Annotated in this window: 21 protein-coding genes; 2 read left to right on the forward strand and 19 right to left on the reverse strand. The window is 34.7% G+C overall.

What is annotated here, in order from left to right; translation table 11 throughout:
- The first annotated feature begins 122 nt into the window (after nt 1-122).
- A complete protein-coding gene (locus H964_RS00555) occupies nt 123-1523 on the forward strand; it encodes a hypothetical protein (protein ID WP_039763718.1) in 1401 nt (466 codons plus the stop codon).
- A gap of 873 nt (nt 1524-2396) precedes the next feature.
- On the opposite strand, the gene dapF is transcribed toward H964_RS00555, so the two are convergent.
- The 9 genes from dapF to H964_RS12740 all read right to left on the reverse strand — a co-directional run bounded on the left by dapF (nt 2397) and on the right by H964_RS12740 (nt 12152).
- Nucleotides 2397-3233, reverse strand: a complete 837-nt coding sequence (dapF, locus tag H964_RS00560) for a diaminopimelate epimerase (RefSeq protein WP_039763719.1) — start codon at nt 3231-3233, stop codon at nt 2397-2399.
- A 25-nt stretch (nt 3234-3258) separates the two neighbouring features.
- A complete protein-coding gene (locus H964_RS00565; RefSeq protein ID WP_039763720.1) occupies nt 3259-4617 on the reverse strand; it encodes a PFL family protein in 1359 nt (452 codons plus the stop codon).
- A 31-nt stretch (nt 4618-4648) separates the two neighbouring features.
- Nucleotides 4649-4918 carry an ACT domain-containing protein gene (locus H964_RS00570; RefSeq protein WP_039763721.1) on the reverse strand — a complete coding sequence of 90 codons (270 nt, stop codon included), beginning with the start codon at nt 4916-4918 and terminating at the stop codon, nt 4649-4651.
- 43 nt (nt 4919-4961) lie between these two features.
- The gene (locus H964_RS00575) at nt 4962-5885 is read right to left on the reverse strand and encodes a carbohydrate kinase family protein (protein WP_039763723.1); all 924 of its coding nucleotides are present in this window, start codon (nt 5883-5885) and stop codon (nt 4962-4964) included.
- A 201-nt stretch (nt 5886-6086) separates the two neighbouring features.
- Nucleotides 6087-6614, reverse strand: a complete 528-nt coding sequence (locus H964_RS00580) for a hypothetical protein (RefSeq protein WP_237738151.1) — start codon at nt 6612-6614, stop codon at nt 6087-6089.
- A 43-nt stretch (nt 6615-6657) separates the two neighbouring features.
- Complete coding sequence (locus tag H964_RS12730) at nt 6658-6996, reverse strand: hypothetical protein (RefSeq protein ID WP_237738152.1); 339 nt, start codon at nt 6994-6996, stop codon at nt 6658-6660.
- A gap of 9 nt (nt 6997-7005) precedes the next feature.
- Nucleotides 7006-11157 carry a VWA domain-containing protein gene (locus H964_RS00585; protein ID WP_237738153.1) on the reverse strand — a complete coding sequence of 1384 codons (4152 nt, stop codon included), beginning with the start codon at nt 11155-11157 and terminating at the stop codon, nt 7006-7008.
- Nucleotides 11108-11581 carry an Ig-like domain-containing protein gene (locus tag H964_RS12735; RefSeq protein ID WP_237738154.1) on the reverse strand — a complete coding sequence of 158 codons (474 nt, stop codon included), beginning with the start codon at nt 11579-11581 and terminating at the stop codon, nt 11108-11110. Before H964_RS12735 ends, H964_RS00585 begins: the two co-directional genes overlap by 50 nt.
- 184 nt (nt 11582-11765) lie before the next feature.
- Nucleotides 11766-12152 (reverse strand): hypothetical protein, encoded by a 387-nt coding sequence (locus H964_RS12740; RefSeq protein ID WP_237738155.1) that lies wholly within the window; start codon nt 12150-12152, stop codon nt 11766-11768.
- A gap of 135 nt (nt 12153-12287) precedes the next feature.
- On the opposite strand from H964_RS12740, the gene H964_RS00590 reads away from it, so the two are divergent.
- Nucleotides 12288-13415: a hypothetical protein gene (locus tag H964_RS00590; protein ID WP_039763727.1), complete on the forward strand. Its 1128-nt coding sequence runs from the start codon at nt 12288-12290 to the stop codon at nt 13413-13415.
- Between the two features lie 484 nt (nt 13416-13899).
- On the opposite strand, the gene speD is transcribed toward H964_RS00590, so the two are convergent.
- From speD to H964_RS00640, 10 genes are all read right to left on the reverse strand, one after another.
- Complete coding sequence (gene speD / locus H964_RS00595; protein ID WP_011916845.1) at nt 13900-14274, reverse strand: adenosylmethionine decarboxylase; 375 nt, start codon at nt 14272-14274, stop codon at nt 13900-13902.
- Between the two features lie 185 nt (nt 14275-14459).
- Entirely contained in the window at nt 14460-15260 is an 801-nt protein-coding gene (locus tag H964_RS00600; protein ID WP_039763730.1) for a Cof-type HAD-IIB family hydrolase, read from the reverse strand.
- A gap of 138 nt (nt 15261-15398) precedes the next feature.
- Nucleotides 15399-16673, reverse strand: coding sequence for a DUF1015 domain-containing protein (locus tag H964_RS00605; protein ID WP_039763732.1), 1275 nt, complete (start codon nt 16671-16673; stop codon nt 15399-15401).
- 40 nt (nt 16674-16713) lie between these two features.
- Nucleotides 16714-18309, reverse strand: a complete 1596-nt coding sequence (serA, locus tag H964_RS00610; RefSeq protein ID WP_039763733.1) for a phosphoglycerate dehydrogenase — start codon at nt 18307-18309, stop codon at nt 16714-16716.
- A 4-nt stretch (nt 18310-18313) separates the two neighbouring features.
- Nucleotides 18314-19474: a pyridoxal-phosphate-dependent aminotransferase family protein gene (locus H964_RS00615; RefSeq protein WP_039763736.1), complete on the reverse strand. Its 1161-nt coding sequence runs from the start codon at nt 19472-19474 to the stop codon at nt 18314-18316.
- A gap of 229 nt (nt 19475-19703) precedes the next feature.
- The gene (locus H964_RS00620) at nt 19704-20192 is read right to left on the reverse strand and encodes a CD1247 N-terminal domain-containing protein (RefSeq protein WP_039763738.1); all 489 of its coding nucleotides are present in this window, start codon (nt 20190-20192) and stop codon (nt 19704-19706) included.
- A 103-nt stretch (nt 20193-20295) separates the two neighbouring features.
- A complete protein-coding gene (gene efp, locus H964_RS00625; protein WP_011916839.1) occupies nt 20296-20853 on the reverse strand; it encodes an elongation factor P in 558 nt (185 codons plus the stop codon).
- A gap of 68 nt (nt 20854-20921) precedes the next feature.
- Nucleotides 20922-22637 (reverse strand): Rne/Rng family ribonuclease, encoded by a 1716-nt coding sequence (locus H964_RS00630; protein ID WP_039763740.1) that lies wholly within the window; start codon nt 22635-22637, stop codon nt 20922-20924.
- Entirely contained in the window at nt 22637-23272 is a 636-nt protein-coding gene (locus H964_RS00635) for a TIGR03936 family radical SAM-associated protein (protein WP_039763745.1), read from the reverse strand. The genes H964_RS00630 and H964_RS00635 overlap by 1 nt, the downstream gene beginning before the upstream one ends.
- The gene (locus tag H964_RS00640; protein ID WP_039763747.1) at nt 23253-25100 is read right to left on the reverse strand and encodes a TIGR03960 family B12-binding radical SAM protein; all 1848 of its coding nucleotides are present in this window, start codon (nt 25098-25100) and stop codon (nt 23253-23255) included. The genes H964_RS00635 and H964_RS00640 overlap by 20 nt, the downstream gene beginning before the upstream one ends.
- Nucleotides 25101-25163: the final 63 nt, after the last annotated feature.

Below are 25163 nucleotides of genomic sequence, written 5' to 3' on the forward strand. Positions count from 1 at the left end.
ATAAATTACCATGTCATATTTTCTTCCCGTAAGATAACTCTGTAGGGTTGTTGTAATTAAAACTACAACAACCCTATGTCTTATGTTGAAAACAAAATAAGGAATGGAGTGAGCATAGCAATATGTCTAAAATTATCGTATACAATTTAAATGAATTATTTAATATTTTTGGAAACTCTACTAATTTTTATATTTCTTCATTATTAGCAAAAAACATTAATAATGTAAGTGTCATTTATCAGAGTAATAGTTACGTGTTATTTACCATTAGCGATTGTTATGATACCTATAATATACAATCAATTATAATTGTGGCATTAGAAAATAACAATATTAAAGCGACTTTTACTCATATCATAAAAAACGAAATTTCAGAAATAATTTATTTTGATGAAGAAAAATTAAGCTTGCTTGGTTATTCAGTAAAAGCCATCTCATCAAATTTAGTCGAATTGAAAATATTTCAAATTGATTTAATTAAGAATGAAGAAAAAATAGTTTACAGATATACTTTAGATTATTGTGAAGAGAATGCAAATTTAATAAACCACATACCCATCCATGTATGTGCTATAAATAATAGATATATTATGGTAATAATTCCAAATATTGATCATTTTAAAAATAAAATTGCTTTAGTTTTTGACATCATAGGAAAACAACAGATTTTTATCGATCCTTACATTATAGATGAGCACTACATTTATGAATTATTAGACATGTCCGTTGTAAGCATTAATGGCAAAAAAAATATATTAATCAAAACTGGACAAATATGTTCATTTGATAAAAGAGTATTTTTCTATTCAAAAAAGCAATATTTTGTAAACTCAACAGAAACTATTATAATTATACCCTGTGAAGAATTAATTCAGAATTTAGTCAATGGAAAATTTAAGTTTACTAAATACATAGTAGATAAAGCTGAGTATTGCGAAACATTAGATTTCCCAATTAAAGCACGTATTTATAATCCATATTATTATGCAAACAACAAATCCTATTCAATCATATACTATAAAGAAAATTTCATAACTAAAAAAACTGATATTATTTCATACAATCTGGAGACTAAAAAGAGCTCTTATATTGGTTCTTTACCATTCCCGTTAGAAAAAATACCTCCAATATACAAAGAAAAAGATAAACACTTTATTATGTACATTCCTTTTTACCCTCATGCAATTGGAGGAATACCGAGTAAATACTTTATAAAACATTATATTGAATCTAACCAACTTTCTTTTATTGAATTACCAATTTCAATTTCATCAAATGATATTTTAAATGAAGTGGTGTTTTTTAACAATGATACAATTATTGAAACAAAAAACTTTGAGTCAGGACAAAATCTTATATATTCAGTAAATAATGATATGCTTATTGCAAAAATAGGCTTTGGAGAATATTACTTATTTGTTGTAAACCCTAAAACAAATGATCTTAATGCGATTATGGTTTATCCTCGATTTTTAAAAAAAGTTAAAAAGTTGTCGAATAAAAGATATAACCATTGTAAGTAAAAATATACATTAGGAGAAATAAAAAAATATTCTCCTTATTTAATCTTTTCTATATTACGAAATATCCCGAGTATCAAATGTTTTATTAAAAATATTAAAGGTGTCGAAAAAAAAGAAATTATCTGCAGACTTAAGGAAAGAATTATAAGTGACTCATTTTTTGTAAAGGAAAGAATATTAGATTATGGAAAATTAATTGATGAAAATTTATTCTATGTTGTAATAGTTAGTAGAATAAGTCTATATTGTTCTAAAATTTCAATCTTATATATTGGAAAATGCGTTGACAAAAAAGATTATTATTTTGAATTTGAAGAAAAAGAAAACGTTATTAAAATAAATATTTTTGAAAACTATATGATTACTTGCAAAATGTGCTTTGATGAAGAAGATATATACACAAATCCCGACAATCTCCATTTAGCTTATAAATGCTATAGTTTCCCTGACAAACAATTTATTTATTCCGTAGATGGTATTCACATGTTATACAAAGAGTTAATTTTTGAAAATCCTTTTGATAAAACTGAAACACTTTTTTACTTTCACTAAAGGAAAGCTGGTAAGCACTTGCAATTAATTTAAAAAAATAGAATTTGCAAAAAATTTGGTCTTCCAAAATTACTAAAGGGTTTTGATGAGGAGTTTACAACAGGTTGGTTTTAATAGCAAAGCTTACAGATTATGAGGAACTTAATATTAAAACTTTGACAACTTTATTCATGCGATTTTTATCTGGTAATCTCGACGCATTTTTATACGCCTAATATCAACATATAAAAAAATCTCCCTTTCTTGGCATTAGCTTTTACTAATAACCTGCATGCAGCCAAGATAAGGGAGCTTTTTTCTTGTAATTTCTAAAAATAATCTTTAATCCAAATACTCCCCAACAAAAACCTCCTCAGCAGAGCCGGTCATGAAGACTGTATCATCATCCTGCCACTGTATCTCAAGAGTTCCAAAATAAAGGTGGACATTTGCTTTTCTTTCTGTAAACCCATTTAAGTTTGCTGCTATCACAGAAGCACAAGAACCCGTGCCACATGCAAATGTAGCCCCTGCACCTCTTTCCCAAGTTCTCACCTTTATATTATTCTTGTCAATCACCTGAACAAAGTTGACATTTGTCTTTCTTGGAAAAGCCTCATGCTTTTCTATTTTTGGTCCCAAGGTATAAATGTCGACCTTTTCAACATCATCAACAAACAAAATAGCGTGCGGAACACCCATCAAAAGAGATGTAATTCTGTATTCATTGCCATCAACTACAATAGATGTATTTATGGCATCACTTCCTGGGTCGCCTTGCATTGGTATATCTTTTCTTTTAAAGCTGGGCTTTCCCATATTCACTTTAACTTTATCAACAAGTCCATATTCGTTTACAAAAAGCTCTGGCTCAATTATGCCTGCCAATGTCTCAACTTTGAATTTAGTGGCTTTCACAATTCCTCTTTCATATACATACTTTGCAAAACACCTGATTCCATTTCCACACATCTCAGCTTCAGAGCCGTCAGAGTTGATAATTCTCATCCTGATGTCAGCAATATCTGAATTTAATACAAGCAGCAGACCATCTGCACCAACTCCAATGTGTCGATGACACATCCTCTTTGCAAGCAAGTTATAATCTATATCCTCTTTGCCTCTTGCATCTATTACAATAAAGTCATTTCCAAGCCCGTGCATCTTTGAAAAAAGCATTTCCTGAACCTCCTTTTAAAAAGTTTTAATTTCTCAGCGAAATTATAGGTGGTGGAACTCTTCCTCCACGTTCAATTAGTCTTTTTGGTGAACTTCTGTTGACACTCATCACCTTTGCTCTTCCCAAAAGCCCACCAAAGTTGACCTCATCTCCTTCTTTTTTGCCATATGCAGGAATTACGCGCACAGCTGTTGTTTTGTTGTTGTAAACGCCAATTGCAATCTCATCTGCAATCATAGCAGAGATAACTTCAGCTTCTACATCGCCTGGCACAACTATCATGTCAAGACCGACAGAACATACACTTGTCATTGCCTCAAGTTTTTCTAAAGAGAGTGCCCCTGCCTCTACTCCCTTTACCATTCCAGAGTCTTCTGATACAGGAATAAATGCCCCAGAAAGTCCACCTGTAAAACTTGCCGCCATAGCGCCACCTTTTTTCACAGCATCATTCAAAAGTGCTAAAGCAAATGTTGTGCCATACCCGCCAACCTTTTCAATCCCTATCTCTTCAAGTATCTCTGCAATGCTATCACCAACTTTTGGTGTTGGTGCAAGCGACAAATCTACAATCCCGGCTGGAATTTGGAGCTTTTTGCTTGCATACTGCAAAACAAGCTGACCAGCCCTTGTTATTTTAAATGCCATCTTTTTTATTGTCTCATAGACCTCATCAATTGAAGCATCTTTTTTTTCTTCTAAAGCCCTTTTTACAACACCAGGGCCTGAGATTCCCACATTTATGCAACAATCTCCCTCGCCTGTCCCATGAAACGCACCTGCCATAAATGGATTGTCATCTGGTGCGTTTGCAAACACAACAAACCTTGCGCATCCGAAACTGTCTTTGTCCTTTGTTTTTTGTGCAATGTCTTTTATTATATGCCCAAGATGGGCAATCACATCAAGGTTAATACCTGACCTTGTTGTGCCAACGTCAACCGAAGAACATAGTCTATCTGTTGTTGCCAATGCATCTGGGATAGAAGATATGAATTTTTTAGTATTTTCATCATAGCTTTTGTGAACAGAAGCAGAGTAGCCACCTATCAGATCAACCTCAAGTTCTTTGGCAATCTCATCAATGGCTACTGCTACCTTTATCAGATCTTCATATGAATAAGAAAAGGTCAAAAGTGAAATTGGTGTTAGCGCAACTCTTCTGTTGACAATTGGAAGTCCAAACATATCCTCAATCTCATTTGCCACATTTCTGAGATTTCCCGCATATTTTATAATCTTTTTTCTCATGTTCTCAATAAACCTCTGTGGAATGTCAGAGCAACAATCAAAAAGACTTATCCCAACTGTGATTGTTCGAATATCCAAGTTGCTTTGCTTTACCATATTGATAGTTTCAATTATCTCCTGTGATGTGAACATTCTGCTTTCATCTCCTCAAAAACAAAAATTACTATATCCTGTTTATGCTATTGAAAAGGTCTTCGTGCTGCAAATTTACATCAACACCTATTTCCTGCCCTTTCTTTATGAGAAGGTCTTTCAGTTCAGAAAACTTCAATTTGCACTCTTGTAGGTCAACAAGCATTATCATAGTAAAAAACCCCTGCATAATTGTCTGGCTTATATCAAGAATATTTACATTGTTCTGGGCAAGTAAGCTCGAGATTGCCGCAATTATACCAACTTTATCTTTACCAACAACCGTTATTATTGCTCTCATCATTCTTTCCCCCAAAGGTTTTTATAATAAAGTTTTTTGGACTTCAAAGCCTTTCTAAAACTTCACTGTACTCAGGAATTGCAGGAATAGCCCCTTTTTTGGTTGCACAGAGAGCACCTGCTATGTTCGCTTTTTTTACAATATTTACAATTTCATCTTCTGATAGATTTTCAACTGGCAAAGATTTTGAGATTTCATGCAAAAACATGCCGACAAAACAGTCTCCACATCCAGTTGTGTCAACAACATCAACCTTTATTGTATCAACAAAATATGACTTTCCTTTAAAGAAAACCATGCTACCCTTTTCGCCAAATGTCACAAGGAAAATCTTTACCTTGTCTTTTATTCGGTTATAAAAGTCATTTACACCCTTTTCATATAACAAAACCTCTTCCTCGGACATCTTCAGAATATCCACAAACCCATTTTCAACAGGTTCAATCATGGTCTCTAAAGCCTTTTTTTGGCTTTCCCACAGGCTACTTCTGTAGTTTGGGTCATATGAGATTGTGCTGCCACTTTGTCTTGCAATCTTTAAAAGCTCTAAGGTGGTTCTTTTGTTTTGTTCATATGTCATTGAAAGTGAGCCAAAGTGAAATATATCAGCTGACTTTACAATATTCATATCAATATCTTCCACTTTTAGGTAAACATCTGCACCATATTTTCTTGAGAACGAAAAAGACCTCTCGCCCCTGCTATCAAGCTTTACAAACGCAAGTGTTGTAAAATATTCATCTGTTATTTTAACATTTGAAATGTCAACACCGCAAGAAGAAAGAGAATCTATAATCATTTTGCCAAACATGTCATTCCCAACTTGTGAAATTAAATAGGACGTTCCTCCAAATTTTGCAACTGCTGCTGCAACATTTGCCGGTGCACCGCCTGGGTTTGCTTCAAACAGATTACCTTTTACATTCAAAAAATCTATTAAAACCTCTCCGTAGCAGACAACTTTCAAAAACTAGTAGCCCCCTTTTCTTTGAGTATAACATTATTATAGAACATTTAATATTCAGAAGTGAAGAAGATATAGAGGGATAAATAAACCTTGTGAGAAGCCTTTTAATATACTCTTAAGCATATTTTTTAAAAGTTCTTCACAGAAGAAGTGTCAAAATTTTATATATCATAATAAAAACAAGGGGCTCTTCTGCCCCTCTCAAAAGATCTCAATATCATGCACACTATCAATGCTTATATTCTTTACCTTCTCCTTCTCAAACACATCCTTTACCCTCTTTGTAACTATTAAAGATACACCACCAAGCAGGTTAAAATCACTGCCGTCCCAGTCCTCAGGCTCAAAATACCATCCAAACTTCCTTATCTTCTTAGTCCCATTTAGCCTCTCCTCTACTACCTCTCGATATAAATCCCTCCTTCTTCTCAATATATTGCTCACAACACTTATTCCCCAGTAACCTTCGCTTATTACGCCCTTCTTCTTATCCTTTATCACTACCTTAAATTTCCTCCACCCCGTAAACCCATACCTCTCCAAAATCCCTATCACCCTGCCCGTCACTACCAGTATACCACTTCCTGTGGTAAGAACATCTGATAACCTTTTATTCCTTATCCTCCAAAACTCTATCGCCCCTTCTTTTTCCACTATCTCATGCCCTCGTCTTAATATCTCTAAATATTTACCACTTAAATAGTCTTCCTGTCGCATTTCTACTTGCATTGAACGCCAACTAGGTATAAGATGATAAAAATTGTCATAAAAGCTAAAATCTAACCCTTGTAAACCCATATCTGCCCGCTATCTCCCTTCCTTTTTCTATCACTTCAATTATATCAATATCTTCTATCCTGTTTCCGTGTTTTTCCTTCAAATCGTCCATTTCTTTAAACCATACTTCATTATAATCATATTTTTTCTTCAAATGGTCCTTTGCATCCCACAGCCCCAAAAACCTCACATCGTGGACATTCAATCTCGCTCTTTTAAATATCGATTCATAAAGACCACCTTCCCCAAATAAACTCTGTGGAAATATGTGGTGAACTTGATATGCCTTGTTTGCCAAATCCTTTATGTTATCTATACCCAGATATTTATACAAGCAATCTCGTTAGTTGGATTCTTTGAAAGCACTCACACCCAGCGACTTTGCCAGCTCATTGCTGCTATTTATAAAATATACTAAATCTTCTTTATTCTTGATTTCTCTTGTATTTTTAAAAATTACAGCCAGTCTTCTTTCGGCATTCTCCAACCCCTCGTGAATACTCAAATAAACTGCCTCTCTGCCATACTCTTCTGATAATTCCATCAGTTTTTTGTAATGTGAGTCTATATAGATATTTAATCCTTGGGTAAAAAATTCGCCTATCTTATCATACAGTCTTCCTGCCGCTGATATTTCAGAATTCGACAATTTCCTGCAAATTTTTTCGGCAAACTCAGGTGAATATTTCGCAACAGAGTCCCTGAATTCTTTACTTGAATTTTTCTCTATTTCATCCAAATATTTAAGCCACTTTTCAATATCATCTGCTCTTCTTATATCATTAGCATTTAAAGTTAAAAACAGTAACCTTTCAACTCTCTCGATACCTGGAATCTCTTCGCCAGTTAGGATGTCTTCGCCTGCTAATATTTCTATGATATCTTTAATACCACAAGGATCTAATAATCCTAAAATAGCTGAAAATAGAGTTTCGCTTGTTGATGCTCCCTCAAATTTTACGATAGGCTCTATGGTTTCTAAAAACCGTGTATGTCTATCTACAATAACCTTAGGATTTACTTGGCGCAAAATTGAGCAATATTTGTGCCCTTCAAATACACAATCATTTATAAATACTATTGTTTTGTGATAATAAGCATGTATTCCAATGCTATTGTTTCTAAATGCACAGGATAAAAATAGAATGTTTTTTGAGCCTCTTTGCAGTGTTCTAAATGCCGGTTCATCTTTGCTGTTATTGCAGTTTTCGAATATACATTCATCAAACCTCAAATTTGCATCCTTGCTGTCAACTATAACAGGGGCACTATAAAATATGCTCTTATTTATCCTGACAGGTTTGATATTTGCGCAAAGCCACAGCCCGGCTGTTGAGCAGCTATGGAATGTGGTATTTGAAATCAAAAGCTGGGAACCCTGCGGAGAACAAACCGGGCTTACATATACACCCGTCTTCACATTCTTAAGTGTGCAACCATCTATCTTAACATATCCCTTGTGTCCTATGCTTAAAAAACCCGCAAATGAAGAAAGCTCTATATTCGTAATTTCGCATCTGGGTTGGTTACCACACTCCATTGGGGCTACTACCGCAAAAATGGTCATTCTTGAAGTATATTCTCTAATTGCTTTGAGTGTATTGGACTTTGATGAATTATTTGGATTTCCTATTTTCACATAAGTTTTTTTGTTAGGTCCACCTATTTTTAAAGAGCCGTAAACTTTAAACAATTCAGGGTATTTGCTGTTAACATAAATAGTTGAGCCCTCACAAATTATTAACTCTTCATCCGGTTCAATCAGAAGTTTTTCATCATTTCTTGAGCAAAAAACTATGTTTTTATTCAACATTGTAACTTTGCTTCTTTTTCTGGAATTATTTAAAGTTTGCTGCTTTTTGTAAAGAGAGTATGTTGTTGTTAAGATTACATCCTCAACTGTGTTTCTTTTCACATAAAGCGGAAGCTCTTCTCTTAAATAGAGGAGTGCTTCTTCATAGTCACATCCCCACAAAGTTGTTTCAGTGTTAGGATCAAAAGCTTCATCACCAGGAAATAGATAAAACTCAACACTATCACTCAAACCATCTTCATCGCTATCAACAACAACCGGATTTGTCCCTGCTTCTATTTCCTCAAGATCGCTCAAAAGGTCGCAGTCGGTATCATAATCGATAGGAGATGTTTTGTATTTAAGTACCTCATCGTAATCTGAAAGTCCATCCTCATCACTATCAACTTTGGTAGGATAGCTTACAAAATCCCAAATTTCTAAATTTTCCAGCAATCCACCCCATGGAAGTTCCAGTGTTATTTTCTGGGAGTTCTTTAGCTCCTCAGAGTCAGCAAGTCCATCTCCATCAGTGTCGGTAACACTGTCGTTTAAATCTGGAGCTTTTTTAAGTTTGATTATATCCAGATTGGACAAAACAATCCAGCTGCCATCATTGACATATTGGTTTGCTAAATCAATTAACTTTTCAAGTGTTGAAGAAAAGTCAGAATAGATGTCTGCAAAAATACCTTTTGTTTGGCTGGAAAAAGCAAAATACAATTCTTCAAACGACGTAGGACTTACAACTGAAACAATAATATTATCACTTTTGAGTCTTTCTATTATCTCATCTGCTGACTTTATTCCAAACCTGTTCTCAAGCTTATAGTTGGCATCTGTTAAAACAACTATGAATTTTGTGCTGTTTTCTCTAAAGCCAAGCAACCTTGCAGTTTCAAGAGCATCAATCAGCGTCTCAGGTGTATCGCCACCACCATCAACTTTTATACTGCCGAGTGCATTTTTGAAGTCATCTGCTGATGAGAAAAATCCATGACCTACTGTTGAATTTAGACCATCACATGTTATATCTTTGTATGTTACAAGCCCTAAATTTACACTAATATCTTTTGTATTTAGCTTATCTACAAAATTGTTAATGTTTCGCTTGACAGCATCTATTTCGTCTGACATTGAACCTGTTGTGTCTATAACAAACACAATATCAGCCTGCCCGGAAGGTGAAACAGTCCCACTTTTTAAGCCAGTTATATCTAAATACTTCTTAAGATTTATAAGATAGTATACACTGAAATGATTTGTTTCAACAGTAATAGTTTTTGAACTCTCATTATATGTTGCCTTTGGTAAGCTAAACTTGCCACCTTTGGTATCATAGCACACAACCACAAAATGGTTCAGCTGCTCTCCCTTTAAAACAGTGTCATTTAACCTAAACTGAAGCTGGGCTACTTCAAACGGTTCAAAACATTCAATTTTAACAGGTTCTCCTACTATAAAGCCATTTGCAAAAAATGTGGATGAATTATAAACTTTTTGGACAACAACACTGTTGACTATTTCACCCTTTGCTTTTATCTTGAGTCCAAAGACAACCTGTTCATTTTGATTAACACTTCTTAGCCTTTCGCCTGACACAACTTGGTAGATACTTTCTTCTCCATCAATCACGCCATTGCCGTCACTGTCTTTGCTAAGTGGATTTAAACCACTATCTACTTCTGTTTTATCAAACAAACCATCTTCGTCAGTATCTACTTTTATTGGATTTGTTTTTGAGATAAATATTTCATCATAATCACTAATTCCATCAAAATCTGTGTCTGCAAAAATTGAAGATGTAAAAGTCTTTTCTTCAGACAAATTATCAAGCTTATCATTGTCAAAATCTTCTTTGGAATCAATAATGCCATCACTGTCAGAATCAGAAATGAGTGGGTCTGTTTTCGAAATTTCAAGTTCAAAATAATCACTCAGTCCGTCATTATCAGAATCCTTAGAAAGTGGATTTGTGCCAAGCTCTGCTTCATAACTATCTTCAAGCCCATCTCGGTCACTATCCTGCACTTTGGGGTTCAAACCCTGCATGCTCTCTTTCTTGTCATTTATGCCATCAAAATCGCTGTCGAGGTTGCGAACATCTACTATTTCTTCGTTTGAATGACTCTCTCCAAAGCTGTTGTAAGCATACACCACGTAATAATATCTGCCATCTTCATAACATGTTGTATCTACAAAACTTGTATTTTTTGTCTTTGCTATTTCCTTGTAATTCTCTTCAGTTTCTGCTTTTCTCTTTACAACATAATATTCAGCATTGCAAACTTCATCCCATTCAAGATAAACATCTCCATAGACACTGTCTGCCATAAGAACAAATGGATACGGATACTTGTCGTGGACAACAATCCTGCAAACATCAAAACTTCCTGTCTCAGGCAGATTTGCCTTAACCCTTGTCTCTCCTACTGAAACTCCTTTTACATTGCCCTGTGAGTCCACCTCAGCAATATCAGGATTTAAGCTAATCCACTCAATCTTGCCTTTATACCCTACAGGTTCAATTATATATTCTATCTTTCTGCTTTTGCCAATCTCCACATCCAAACGAGTCTTTGCAAAAGAAATCTGATATGGCACACCAGACTCTACAACAGTGACTTTACATACAGCCTTATATCCTCCATCCTTAGTTTGTGCAATTATATTTGTGGTTCCGGCTGCAACTCCTGTTACCATACCTTTTTTGGTCTACTTCGGCAATTGAAGGGTTTTCGCTGCTAAAAATTACTTCTTGATTATCCGCCCACTCTGGAATAACTTTAGCAAATAAATATAAACTCTCACCTATTTCAATTTCCATTTCCTTCGGCTCTAAGCTGATGCCACAAACTTTTTTTGAGAATATCTGTATGTAATTTAAAACTGTTTTTGAATTACCGTGAAAAGATGTGCTGAGTGTAAGGTATTCATCATTTAAAATTACTTTCTTTTTTATCTGCTGAAATTCACCTCTTTTGAGTTTCAAATTTAAACAGAACTCCTGCCCTTCCACAATAACTGTGTTACATGTGTCCTTATTTGCACTCCCCACACTTATTACAACATCATAAGCTCCATTGGGAAGTTTTATCTGCCATTTATTGTTATGTTCTAATATCACGCCGGTACAAACAAGAGGGTCTTTGCAGGCATTATCCCTGAAGGTTTTCGCCTTCTTTTCAAATCCAAAATCAAGCCCGAATTGATTTGAAAAAACTTCACCACTGTCTGGTATAAAACCTTCTGTTAAAATATTATTTTGTCCTTTTATATACGGCTGAAAATTAATGGATATAAGAGAAGAGTTAAAATCTAAATTTACAGCCTCTTTGTAAGCTATAGCCCTTTTTTTTTCCCGAAATGTTTTTTATCTCCCAAATCACCCTGTCACCAGTAAATAATGTTGAAAAAGCAGTTGCATGTTTCCCCGGTTCGAATCTGAAAATACAGTCACCTCTTTTGATATCGCCAAATAGTTTAGAGTGCCCTTTCGGAAGTATTATTGTATTCTTATTCGGATTTTCATATCCCCATGTTGCTTTATACTGGTTATTGTCAAGCCTCTCAACTTTTGTCACAAATATCGAGATGTCTTTTAGAAGTTTATCTGAACACGAAAAAGCTTGATAGGAAAGCAAAATTGAAATTAAAAAAGACAAGAGCATAATAAAAGATATTACTCTTTTTGGCATCCTCTATCCTCCACTATTTTTTATTTTTATAATATCATATCCAGTTTATTTTTGTAAATATAGCTTGAAACAAATTAAAACTTAAGGTATGATGAAAATATGTAAATACTCGAAAGAGGTGAAAATAAATAATACATGCTTTTTAATGTTTTCTTCCAAAAATATGTTGAGGTTTTATCTGGAAAAAAATATAATAACGGTTTGTTCTATGTTGATTTTCTTGAAAAAGAAATAGAAAATACTCAGCTGGAAATTTACCAAAAAGTATATTATGGTTCTGTAAATAAAGTTTTAGGATATTACATTCCTGACAAGCAGATAGGTTTTTTAAGAATTAAAATTGAAGCAGTTTTGCAATTTATGCTTGAAATTTTAAAACTTGTTTACCAAAATGGTTTCACAATAAGTTCAGAAAAAGAACTTGCCCAAGTTGTTTATATTATTTTACAAACTATTTATTCTCGCTTCGAATTTTACCACTTCTGTGATGTTTTTGCTAGAATAAATAACTGTAGTCGAATATGGCAGAAAGAAGAAGCTTTTGCTATTGCTTATTCTTATAATTTGATTATTGAAGAGAAAAAGAGTATTAAATTTCTGAAAAGAATGAACAAAAATCTTTTTGAATTTTTGATTGACAAGCTGTTCAATTACAGACCTGTAGAAAGCAATTACGACTGGTATGGATATACTAACAAAAATACTTTTGACAGTGCTTTCAGAAATTATATATATAGTGACAATCCGCATGCAAAAACAGTGGCAGTTAATTTATTCTTCCCTGATTCCTTTTATGGTTTATGCGCTGGTATGAGAAGAAAACGAATAGAAATATGGAGCCCTAATGAAGTCTTTTTACTTGCTTGTAAAGAAATTAACAAAGTTTTGAAAGAATCCCCAGTGACCTTTGAAATTTCTTATTTGAATACGTTTTTTAAAGAGTTTGCTCGTTCTTATCTGGGTGAAAATATGTTTAAATGGCAAGATGAAGGATTTATTATTGATAAAAAGAACGGTTATTTAATTATCGACCCTGCTTCGACTGCCCTTTATTTTCAACTTCCAATTGAGATATTTAACAAGGTTAAATATGATAGTTTCTGTTATGCGAGAGCAAGAGTAGACTTAAATAGTGAAGAAGTGAAAGACAGTAAATATCTTTATTTTGTATTTATGTTAATACGAAAAGCTTCCACTTTGCACTATATCAAAGTTTTGTCACACAGTCTTTATGAAGTTGAAAAAAGGAAACATAAAAATTGAGAATAAGAAAATTATTTGCCTTTCGAAGTATTAATATTCTAATGTCCTGAATTTAACTTTTTTGGTAAAATTTAATATTGTTAAAGGCCATTTCGTTTTGGCAATTAGAGGAAATTGACAGGTGTTAATAGTTAAACGAAATTAAAAACTTTGGACAATACCTCTGTTTCTCGAAAAGTAGTTTGCTGTTGATGTCATGTTTTTTTCATTTTCGACACTTTAAGTTTTCAGAATTCCAAGTTTAGTAAATCTAAAAAAATTGGTGCACAGAAAGTCTTATCTGTGCACCGAAAATATTTTTATTTAAGTAAAGGGGGTCTTTCAGTTAAATATTTTTCCCTTTTTGTATTCTTTCATACATCAAAAACCTCAAAATGTAATACAATTTAAACAAGGTATATCCTCCTTATAGAATTCCCAGTTCCACATCCCTTCAAAACTTTAACGAAAACCTATTTATACCATCAACAAAAAGGAGGTATTATTACAGGTTTGCTACCTTGACAGGTTGTTCGAACAAACCTCTTTTTACCTCTGTAGTTGTCATGTGGCTTGCTTTGAGCATCTCTGTGATGTAGTTGCAAGCCTGCCATGGGTCAACTCTCTCACCACATGTGAACACATCTACAGCTGCATACCCAAGTTCTGGCCATGTGTGAATTGTCAGGTGTGACTCAGAAATTACAACAACGCCACTTACACCCTGTGGTGAAAACTTGTGGAATGCTACCTCTCTTACTTCTGCACCTGCCTTGAGTGCTGACTCTACCATTATCTTTTCAATAAGCTCACGGTTGTTGAGTACTTCCTTGTCACAACCGTAAAGTTCTGCTATTATGTGCCTGCCCAATGCGTGCATCTTCTCTACCTCCTTCTTGGAATTTGCTATTTTCAAGTAACAGAATTTATTTTAGCAAAATTTTTTCAAAAGTCAATATATTTTTTAAAAAAATATCATTTTCCTTTAAATTTTTAAATTAGCCCTCGTTTTCTTATTAACTTATAAGATTTTCTTTTTTTTATGCTATTATATGCATGAAATTTTTAAAACTCAACATTGAATACTTTTTCAACAGCATGTGCAAAGCCACTATTGTCACAGCTCAAAGTTATAAAGCTTGCTACCTCTTTTAACTTCTCTGTTGCATTTTCGACTGCAACCCCAATCCCTGCATATTCAATCATTGAAATGTCATTGTCACCATCACCTATTGCCATTATTTCATCTCTTTTGAGGTTATAATATTGCGCTAAAAATTTCAAAGCATTTCCCTTAGAAACATTAATATCAGTGAACTCCAAGAAAAAAGGCTTAGAAAACATAATGTTAAACTTTTTTGAAAACTCAAGAGGTAAGCTCTCTTTTAACTTTTGAAGCCTTTCATGCTCATCAAAAAACAAAACCTTTGTAACAGGTCTGTCTACAAACTCTAAAAAATTGTCCACCTTCACAGGCTCAAGACCCGTCAGGTTTTTGTAATACTCTACCTTCTCATTAAATACCTCAACATACCAGACATTGTCAATGTATATGTGAACATGTATATTCTCTTCTTTGGCAAGCCTTATAAGCTCTTTTGCATCATTTGGCTGAATCTCACATCCATATAACTTTTTATCGTCTTTTGGGTCGTAAACTAAAGCACCTTGATAAGTTATCATGGGATAAAAATTTTCAAGGTCATAGGCAATCTTTTTCACAGAAGGATAAGGCCGACCTGATGCCAATATCAAAATTACATTGTTTTTCTTCAAAAATTCAATAGCCTTTAGATTTTTGGGAGTTATCTTCAGGTCTTTTGAAAGGAGACTATCGTCAAGGTCTGTTGCAACAAGCTTTATCATCTTACAAGCACTTCTCCCTTCCTTATTGTCTCTTGCAAACCTAATAAAAAACGGTTTGGATATCACACCACATCGGGCATCAATATCCAAACCTTCATAATTTCAGTCTTGCCCTAAAATATCACAACCATTTTTAACTTATTTCTGATGTACAAATATTACATTTCCCGTCATAAGCTTTGGATAAAAGTAGGTGGATTTTTGGGGCATTTTTTCGCCACTCAATGACACCTCTTTTAACTCCTCAGCAAGTGTTGGATTTAATATAAATCCGTATTTCGCTCCACTGTCAACTACATCAATTAACTCTTTATCTGACTTTGTGTACTTCAGATTTCTTTGGTGTAATATATCCTCATCAGTGATATTTAATACATCATTTAATACAAGTTTTTGCAAAATAACAACGTCAAGGTTTTTATACGCTTTGCTTCCCTCAACATTTTTCAAGGCTTTTTCAGGATCTTTTAGCTTTATTAAGTAGTAGTTTCTATTGTAAGTATACACTAAGAACGCATACTTTCTATATGCTGCAAGCTTTTCCTTTAAAGGCTCATACTTACCTTCCTCTATATCAAAGTTTTCCTTTAACCTTTCAATAAAAATATCCTCTTCAACATCTGTTGAAAGAACAATTCTGTGGGTTGGAAGGATTACTATACCTTCATCCTCTAACGCTGTCAATGTTATCATAATGTAGTTATAATCCGCATCCTTGCTATAATCTTCTTTTTGCATCATCTCTTTTTTATACTCCAAAGCAGTCTCATACCTGTGATGACCATCTGCTATGAAAACTTTCTTGTCTGCAAAAAGTTTTTTTAGATTTTCAATAATGCTGTTGTCTGATACAATCCATATTCTCTCAAATGTACCAATACCATTATAACTCACATTCTCTTTCCTTGCCTTTATATCATCCAATATTCTTTTTATATTGAGCTGTTTATCCTCGTAAAGTCCAAATATACTGCTTATATTAGCATGTGTGTGCCGCAAAAGATTCAGCCGCTCTTGCTTTGGTTTTGACAATGTAAACTCATGAGGAATTACAATCCCTTCTTCAAAGTCAACAAGTTCAAGTAAAACTATCAAACCAGTTCTTCTATACTTTCTTCCCTCTATCTCAAACTCTTGCTCAAGCACATATACACTTTCCTTGTCCTCAAATCTCAAGATACCCCTTTGAATCCACTCATCTAAGTACTCTTTTGCGCGGGTAAACTTATTATTTTGGGCATTGTCACCTTCAAATTCTTTCCCAAACTCCACTCTTATAATATTGTACTCACTTTTTCTGTAAAGCTCTTCACGTTCGCTATCTGAAATTATATCATAAGGTGGACAAATACAGCTATCTAACTTGACCTCAGGTGAGTATCTCAAACCCCTAAATGCTCTGATATTTGCCATTTCAAGCAAAACCCTCTCTATTTAGTTTTTATAGAAAAGTTTACAGCCTTGCCATTGTAACCCTCAGGATACCATCTACATTTTTGAGCTTTTCAACCGCTTCATCTGGCAAAGCCCCATCAATCTCACATACCATAACAGCTTTTTCACCTTTTTTGTTGCGCGAAACCTGCATTGTAGCAATGTTAATTCCGTACTCCCCAACAATTGTACCAATTTTACCTATCATACCAGGCTTGTCAATATTTTGAATAAGGAGCATGTACTTTTCTGGCTTGAAGTCAACTTTGTATCCAAAGAAATCTATAATTCTTCCTTCATTGTTGTAAACTGTACCAGCAAGTTCTAATACCTTTTCATCTGTTGTAAACCTTGCAGTTATCATATTCTTGAACTTTCCGCCTTCGTGTGTTTTGCTCTCAATTACCTCAATGCCTTGTTCTTGTGCTAAAACTTGAGAATTTACATAATTTACAGTGTCCTGAACAGAAAACTCAAGATAGCCTTTTAAAAGTGCTCGTGTCAACCAAGTTGTCATTTTAGGATCAATCTGGCCACTGTAGATTATTTCAATTTTATTTGCAAAAGCTCTTTCTGCCTGGATAAAGATTTTTCCCATTGCCTCCGCAAGCTCTAAGTATGGCATAATCTCATCAAGTTTTTCCTTTTCAAACGCAGGAAGATTGACTGCGTTTTTAGCAATTCCGCCCTTTAGCACTGCAGCTACCTCTCTTGCAACAGACACAGCAACATTTACTTGGGCTTCTTGAGTTGATGCTCCTAAGTGAGGTGTTATCACAACATTGTCAAGCTCCAGCAGTGGATTGTAATAATCTTGCTTCTCAACCTCAAAGTTTGGCTCTTTTTCTAAAACATCTAAGGCTGCTGCAGCCACTATTCCTTCTTTTATAGCATTGTATAAGTCTTTTTCGTTGATAACTCCACCGCGTGCACAGTTGACTATTCTTACTCCTTTTTTCATCTTTTTGAATTCTTTTTCAGAAATTAAATTATAAGTCTCCGGTGTCTTAGGCGTGTGAATTGTTATGAGGTCAGATTCTCTCAGAAGTGTTTCAAAGTCAACCCTCTCAACACCAAACTTCTTGAACTTCTCTTCAGACACATATGGGTCGTAAGCTATTACTCTCATACCACAAGCTTTCAGTCTTTCGGAAACAAGTGCCCCAATCTTGCCAAAACCAATTATTCCAGCTGTTTTTTCGTAAAGCTCAACACCTTTGAACCTATTTCTTCTGAAATCGCCATGTTTGCAAGCCATGTATGCCTGCGGAATGTTTCTAAAAATGCTAAATATAAGGCCTATTGTGAGCTCAGCAGCCGCCATAATATTCCCCTCTGGAGCATTTACAACAATGATACCTTGTTTTGTTGCAGCCTCTACATCTACATTGTCAATACCAACGCCTGCTCTTGCAATTACTTTTAAGTTCTTGCCGCACTTTATCATCTGTTCATTGACCTTTGTTGCGCTTCGGACAATTAAAGCATCATAGTCACCTATAATGTTGCAAATCTCATCATGTGAAAGACCTATTTTCTCATCAACCTCAATTCCTTCAGCAAGCAAAATCTCTATACCCTCTTTAGCAATTCTCTCTGTTACTAAAACCTTCATTAACTTACACAACCTCCTTAGCAATTTCCTGCAAAATAGCCCTAGTTGGCTCACCAACCTCAAAATTCTTATATCCACACTCTAAAAGTGAAAGCTCAAAGCACTGAATTGTCTTTAGTAAATCAAACTCATCAACATACCCCATATGTCCTATTCTGATTATTTTACCCTTGAGATTTGCCTGCCCACCAGCTACCATTATATCATACTTTTGGTTCATTATCTTTCTTACCTTTTCAATGTCAATGCCTTCAGGTGCCTTAATAGCAGTAATTACAGCAGATGAGTACTCTTTCTTTGGTAGAAGCTCTAAATTGAGTTTATCAGCAGCAAGCTGTGTGAGTTTTGCAAGCCTTGTATGTCTCTTGAAGTTGTTCTCAAGCCCATAGTCCAATAAAAGTTTCAATCCTACATCAACTGCTCTTATTAATGTAACAGCAGGCGTGAAAGGGGTGTCTTGGCTTTCTTTTAGGAGATTGTCTTGATACTTTTTAAAGTCCCAGTAAAATTTTCTTAGTTTAGATGTCTTGTAAAACTCCCATGCCTTGTCAGACACAGAGACAAACGCAAGACCTGGTGGTGACATCAAAGCTTTTTGAGAACCTGTTACAACCACGTCAACGCCCCACTCATCAGTTTTCAAATCAATTGCACCAAGCGAACTTACAGCATCAACAATTAAAATCTTGTCTGTATTTTTTAGATACCTCGCAAGCTTTTCTATGGGGTTTGTAACACCTGTTGATGTTTCGTTGTGAGTTATAAACACACCTTTTATATCTCTGTTGCTTTCAATTATTTCAATTACTTCATCTATATTTGCAACATCCCCATAGTTATATTTCTTCTCAATAACATTCAAACCAAATGTTTTGCATATATTTATAAACCTATCACCAAAAACCCCCACTGATACAACTAAAACGGTATCGCCTTCAGAAAAGAAATTGACAGCACTTGCTTCCATTGCACCAGTACCAGATGCAGCAAAGGTAAGTACATTGTTTTTTGTCTGAAATACCTTTTTTAGGTTTTCATTCACTCTTGAAAAGATTTCACCAAATTCTTTTGTTCGATGATGAATAATCTGCTGTGACATGGCAGCAATTACCTCTGGTGGAAGTGGAGTTGGACCAGGTGTCATTAGCAGTTTTGGTTTTCTCATGGTTAATTTTCTACCCCTTTCAACAAAACTGAATGATTATTTAAGTTTGATTATATCTAAACTACTTAGCAATGTCAATAATTTGACAATCTTATTATTATACATTTTCAACACAACCAAAGCATATTTTTTTGTCAATCTAAAACAATTGCACTGCTGTGACAAACAAAACATGAAGAAACAAAAAGCCGGCAATTAGCTCACCGGCCTTTATAAATTTCAAATATAATTATTTCTTCTGGTCGTTTTCTTCACTTTCTTCATCTTTTTCATTATCTTCGTAATCTTCATCATACTCTCCATCGTCATACTCTTCTTCTAACTCATCAAGGTAAATGACCTCATTGCAATTTGGACATTCAATCTCGTCTTCATTTAAGTACTCGTCTTCTTCTAAGTAGAATGTCACCTTGCAATTTGGGCATGTTATTTCAATCAAGTCTTCATCCTCATCTTCTTCATCATAGTAGTCATCATACTCTTCATCATCATAATCTTCATACACTTCATCTTCTAACTTTTCTAAATCCTCATCAAGGGACTCAACAACATCTTCAAGCTCACAATATCTGGTATCTAACTCATTTATAGCGTCTGCAAACTCGTCCAGCACATCAATAATACTTCTTATAAGCCTTCCTTCCTTAGACTCTTCGCTAACCCCAAGCCCGTCTGCCAGGCCTCTTAAATACGCTACCTTTTCATATAAATTTTCCATTCGATTGTCCTCCTAAAAAACAAGATAACCTCTCTATACTTAATATTTACCCATTAAAAATGGTTTATACACACTAACATACAAAATTACAACATTTAATAAATTACACTCTTGACAAATACTCTTCTGTTGATGTGTCAATCTTTATCTTGTCACCAACGTTTATAAACAATGGCACCTGAATGACAGCACCTGTCTCAACCTTAGCAGGTTTTGTTGCACCTGTTTGAGTATCGCCTTTGAAGCCTGGTTCTGTGTCAATGACTTCAAGCTCAACAAACCTTGGCGGCTCAACTCCAAATACGCTACCATTGTGAGAAAGAATTGTAACTGTCATGTTCTCCTTTACAAACTTTAGTGCATCACCAACCATTTCTTGGTTTAACGCTATCTGTTCATATGTTTGTGTATCCATGAAATAATAAAGTTCCCCGTCATTGTAAAGATACTGCATTTCCCTTCTTTCAATGTGTGCAAGCGGCATTCTCTCATCAGGTCTGAATGTCTTTTCAATTACAGCTCCAGTTTTTATATTTTTTAATTTTGTTCTTACAAACGCTGCACCCTTACCAGGTTTTACATGCAAAAACTCAATAACCTGAAAGATTTGACCATCGTACTCTATTGTCAATCCTCTTCGAAAATCGCCTGCTTCAACCATCGGCTTCCCTCCGCTATAAAATTTTGCTCTTCTATTTTATCAAAAAATTTATACTTTTTTCAACCAAATTAAAACTCCTTCACATCCTCCTTATTCTCTTCACACACTTCTAAAATCTTGCCTTTTGACATAGTACCATATACCTTTTCAACCTTCGCATAAATATATTTACCAATAAGGTCAGAAGCATCGTCAAATTCTATTCTGTTCTGGTTGACATACCCAACTGCATTTTTGGGATTGAATTTATCTTCTTCCTCAACAAATGCCAAAACCTCATCACCCTCAGAAAGAGCTCCACACAGTGCCATGTAATGGTCTTCATCTTTTACAGGACATATTGTGAACTTGTTAATGTGGATATTAGAAGAAGCTTTTAGATATATTTTCTTCTTGTACTTTTCTTGAAGCTCTTTTATTCTATCTACCTCACCCTTCCTTAAAACCTCGCATACCTTGGTATTTATCTCAACAAAGAACTTTTCCTCAACTCTATTTTTAAAATACCATTCAATCTCCTTTAAGACTTTTAAACCCACTGTCTCGGGTGACAATATTTTCCCACTACCTTCACAGTAAGGACAGCACGACTGCATGATACAGCTAAGTCGTTGCCTGACCTTTTTTCTTGTCATCTCAACAAGACCCAAAGGAGTTATACCAACAACAACTGTTTTGGTCTTGTCGCGTTTCAAAGCTTCTTTTAAAGCATCTAATACAAGTTTTTGGTGCTCAGGTTTCTTCATATCAATAAAGTCAATTATTATAATTCCACCTATGTCACGGAGCCTAATCTGTCTTGCAATCTCAACTGCCGCTTCAAGATTTGTTTTTAGAATTGTCTCTGAAACATCATTTTTCCCAACAAACTTTCCTGTATTGACATCTATCACAGTCAAAGCCTCTGTCTCATCTATTACTATATACCCGCCGCTCTTCAACCATACACGCTTTGACAAAGCCTTTGACAACTTTTGCTCTATCTGAAAATATTCAAAAATGTTTGTTGCAAGATTAAAATACTCAACCTTGCTTTTAAGACTTGGCGCATAAGTAGATAAAAACTCTATTATTTTGTTATACTTTTTCCTGTCATTTATTACAAACCTGTCTACCTGATTTGTGAACATATCTCTTACAGCTTTAAAGACAAGGTCATAATCCTTGTACAAAAGAACAGGCGCACTTTCTTTGCTCTTTTGCTTTATCTTCTGCCAAAGGTTTTTCAAAAACTCAAGCTCATTTTTCAAAACCTCTTCGCTCTTGCCTTCTGCTGCAGTTCTGACAATAAGCCCCATTCCATCTGGTTTGATTTTGCACGCAATCTCTTTTAGCCTTGTTCTCTCTTCTTCAAACTCTATTCTTTTTGAAATTCCAATATACTCTGTGTTTGGTAAAAGAACTAAATACCTGCCTGGCAGTGTTATATTGGTTGTTACCCTTGGTCCTTTTTGGTCATATGCCTCTTTTATTACCTGAACAACTATTTCTTGCCCACACCGCAGGGCAAGCGGATTTGTCTTTATCTCATAGTATTCATCTGTATCGCCAAACTCAAGCCTATTTATATCTCCTAAGTACAAAAAAGCATTCTTGTCCTGGCCGATGTTTACAAATGCTGCGTCCATGCCGGGTAGGATGTTTTCAACAACCCCTTTGTAGATATTTCCAACTATGCTCTGCTGGTCATTCCTTTCGATGTAAATCTCAACAAGTTCTTTGTCTTCTAAAACTGCAACTCGGGTCTCACCAAAACTAACATCTACTATAATTTCACTTTGCATTATATCACCCTTTGATAATTTACTTTTTCTCTTTCTATTTTTACAATCTTATATTCAAGATTATATTTCTCTGAAAATGACTTTATTATATCCTCTGGCTTGATATAACTCCCATTTATGACGTTGATATGAAATACAATCTCTATATTATTTTCCTTTTTATTGCATTCGTAGTTTAAAAGATAGTCCCAGACATTTCGGAATATCACTTTTCCCTCTTTTTCACGTCTTATTTTTGGATTTTCTTTCATAAAATCTTCAAAAAGCTTACAAAAATCTTCCTTAGCTTCAATAAAACATTTATAATACATATCGCTTACTTGTATTTTATCAATTGTTTCTTCAATTTTCAACACTTTTAGTCCTTTTGGTAAAATTAAGTTTAGTTTTTCTATTACCTTTTCATCTAACTCCTCTTCAACATCAACCTCAAACATCTCTTCAGGCGAGCAAAGTCCGACTGCCATTGGCAAGATAAAGGTGATTTTCGGATGTGGGTTAAATCCTTCAGTAAATTTAAGTTTAATACCCAGTCTTCTAAATGCTCTTTCAAACAGTCTTACCATGTCAAGATGTGAGATAAAGCAAGAAGGCAGATCCCGTGAAAAGTAAAATCTATACCTTTTTACCAACACAGATTCCTCCTTTAAAAGTAGCTACCCCACATCCAACACATCTTTCAAAACATGAAGGTGTTGGTTTTGCTTCATATGCAAGCTTGCATTCTTTTATCAAAAACTCTTTTGACACACCAGTATCTATCATATCCCATGGCAGAATCTCATTAAAATCCCTTCTTCTGTCTGAATAGAACTTGTAATCAACGTTTTCTTTTTCAAAAGCTAACTGCCATTTTGAAAAGTCGAAAAACTCTCCCCACTCATCAAATTGGCAGCCAAGTTCAAGGGCATTTTTCAAAACAGCTGACAGTCTCCTATCACCTCGTGAGAGTACTGCCTCAAGTTTGCTCAAATAAAAATCATGCCAGTTGTACTCAACGTCTTTTACTTTTGACAACTTCTCTTTTAACATTTTCATCTTTCTTTTCATCTCATCAATGCTGTCCTGTGGCTCCCACTGAAATGGTGTGTGTGGTTTTGGTACAAAAAATGACGTTGAAACTGTAATTCTGATCCTCTTTTTCAATCCCAGGTCCGAATAAATCTGTCTTATATTTCTTGCAATCTCATATATCCCTATAATATCCTCGTCTGTTTCTGTTGGAAGACCTAACATGAAATAAAGTTTTACATTTTGGAATCCTCTTTCAAAAGCAAGTCTGACTGTAGAGTATATGTCTTCTTCTTTAATGTTCTTGTTTATAACATCTCTAAGTCTCTGCGTGCCTGCTTCTGGTGCAAATGTCAATGTAGGTTTTCTAACTTTTTCTATTTGTTTTAAAAGCTCTAAGGATGTTGAGTCAAGCCTGAGAGAAGGAAGAGAAATATTTACCTTTTTGTCCTCTGTAAATTGTAAGATATTCTTTGCTAAGGTTTCTATGTTGGGATAGTCACTTGTGCTCAGAGAAATAAGCGAAAGCTCGTTACACCCTGTACTTTCAATAAGCTCTTTTGAATACTCTATCACCTTCCCCATACTTCTGAACCTGACTGGCCTGTAAATTACACCAGCTTGGCAAAACCTACATCCACGTCCACATCCTCTGAAAACCTCAACAACTGCCCTGTCATGAACAACTTCAATCAAAGGTGTAATCATTTTTGTTGGAAAGTATACACTGTTCATGTCTTTTATAATTCTCTTTTTTACCTTTCCAGGCACTTGACTTGTTGTTGGTAAAATAGCCTTGATAGTACCATCTTGATTGTACTTTACTTCATAAAACGACGGGACATAACATCCTTCGATGTTTGCACACCTTAGCAAAAATTCCTCTTTTGACATTTCAGAAAATTTATACTCTTTAAAAAGGTCAACAAATTCTAAAATAACCTCTTCGCCTTCACCAATTACAAATACATCTATGAACTCCCAGAGTGGTTCAGGATTATACGTACAAGGCCCGCCTGCAATGACAATTGGCATATCTTTGGGTCTGTTTTTGCTCTCAAGAGGAATTCCAGATAACTTTAGCATCTTTAAAACATTTGTGTAGCTCATTTCATATGAAAGCGAAAAACCTATTATGTCGAATTCATCTAAGGTAGTAAAAGTCTCGAGTGTAAACAGTTTTATACCTTCCTTTTGCATCTTTTCTTGCATATCAATCCACGGCATAAAAGCACGCTCGCAATAGACGTCTTCTCTTTTGTTCAAAAGGTGATACAAAATTTTAAGTCCTAAATGTGACATGCCAATCTCATAAATGTCAGGAAAACAAAACGCAAATCTTATATCAACCTTTTTGGGGTCTTTTTCTACCATGTTTATTTCATTTCCAATATACCTTCCTGGCTTCTCGACGCTATACAGCAGCTTGAACACTTTGTCTTTAACAACCACTTTCTTACCACACCCTTTTTCAAAAATAAAATATAATAAGCTACAGGCTATCCTGTAGCTAAA

This window comes from Caldicellulosiruptor sp. F32 (genome assembly GCF_000404025.1).
Taxonomy (GTDB): domain Bacteria; phylum Bacillota; class Thermoanaerobacteria; order Caldicellulosiruptorales; family Caldicellulosiruptoraceae; genus Caldicellulosiruptor; species Caldicellulosiruptor saccharolyticus.

What these genes read in the sequence shown, in the direction of transcription:
- H964_RS00555 (WP_039763718.1), top strand. Translation starts at nt 123, where the DNA reads ATGTCTAAAATTATCGTATACAATTTAAATGAATTATTTAATATTTTT.
- dapF (WP_039763719.1), bottom strand. Translation starts at nt 3,233, where the DNA reads ATGCTTTTTTCAAAGATGCACGGGCTTGGAAATGACTTTATTGTAATA.
- H964_RS00565 (WP_039763720.1), bottom strand. Translation starts at nt 4,617, where the DNA reads ATGTTCACATCACAGGAGATAATTGAAACTATCAATATGGTAAAGCAA.
- H964_RS00570 (WP_039763721.1), bottom strand. Translation starts at nt 4,918, where the DNA reads ATGAGAGCAATAATAACGGTTGTTGGTAAAGATAAAGTTGGTATAATT.
- H964_RS00580 (WP_237738151.1), bottom strand. Translation starts at nt 6,614, where the DNA reads ATGCAAGTAGAAATGCGACAGGAAGACTATTTAAGTGGTAAATATTTA.
- H964_RS00585 (WP_237738153.1), bottom strand. Translation starts at nt 11,157, where the DNA reads ATGGTAACAGGAGTTGCAGCCGGAACCACAAATATAATTGCACAAACT.
- H964_RS12740 (WP_237738155.1), bottom strand. Translation starts at nt 12,152, where the DNA reads ATGCCAAAAAGAGTAATATCTTTTATTATGCTCTTGTCTTTTTTAATT.
- H964_RS00590 (WP_039763727.1), top strand. Translation starts at nt 12,288, where the DNA reads ATGCTTTTTAATGTTTTCTTCCAAAAATATGTTGAGGTTTTATCTGGA.
- speD (WP_011916845.1), bottom strand. Translation starts at nt 14,274, where the DNA reads ATGCACGCATTGGGCAGGCACATAATAGCAGAACTTTACGGTTGTGAC.
- H964_RS00600 (WP_039763730.1), bottom strand. Translation starts at nt 15,260, where the DNA reads ATGATAAAGCTTGTTGCAACAGACCTTGACGATAGTCTCCTTTCAAAA.
- H964_RS00605 (WP_039763732.1), bottom strand. Translation starts at nt 16,673, where the DNA reads ATGGCAAATATCAGAGCATTTAGGGGTTTGAGATACTCACCTGAGGTC.
- serA (WP_039763733.1), bottom strand. Translation starts at nt 18,309, where the DNA reads ATGAAGGTTTTAGTAACAGAGAGAATTGCTAAAGAGGGTATAGAGATT.
- H964_RS00615 (WP_039763736.1), bottom strand. Translation starts at nt 19,474, where the DNA reads ATGAGAAAACCAAAACTGCTAATGACACCTGGTCCAACTCCACTTCCA.
- H964_RS00620 (WP_039763738.1), bottom strand. Translation starts at nt 20,192, where the DNA reads ATGGAAAATTTATATGAAAAGGTAGCGTATTTAAGAGGCCTGGCAGAC.
- efp (WP_011916839.1), bottom strand. Translation starts at nt 20,853, where the DNA reads ATGGTTGAAGCAGGCGATTTTCGAAGAGGATTGACAATAGAGTACGAT.
- H964_RS00630 (WP_039763740.1), bottom strand. Translation starts at nt 22,637, where the DNA reads ATGCAAAGTGAAATTATAGTAGATGTTAGTTTTGGTGAGACCCGAGTT.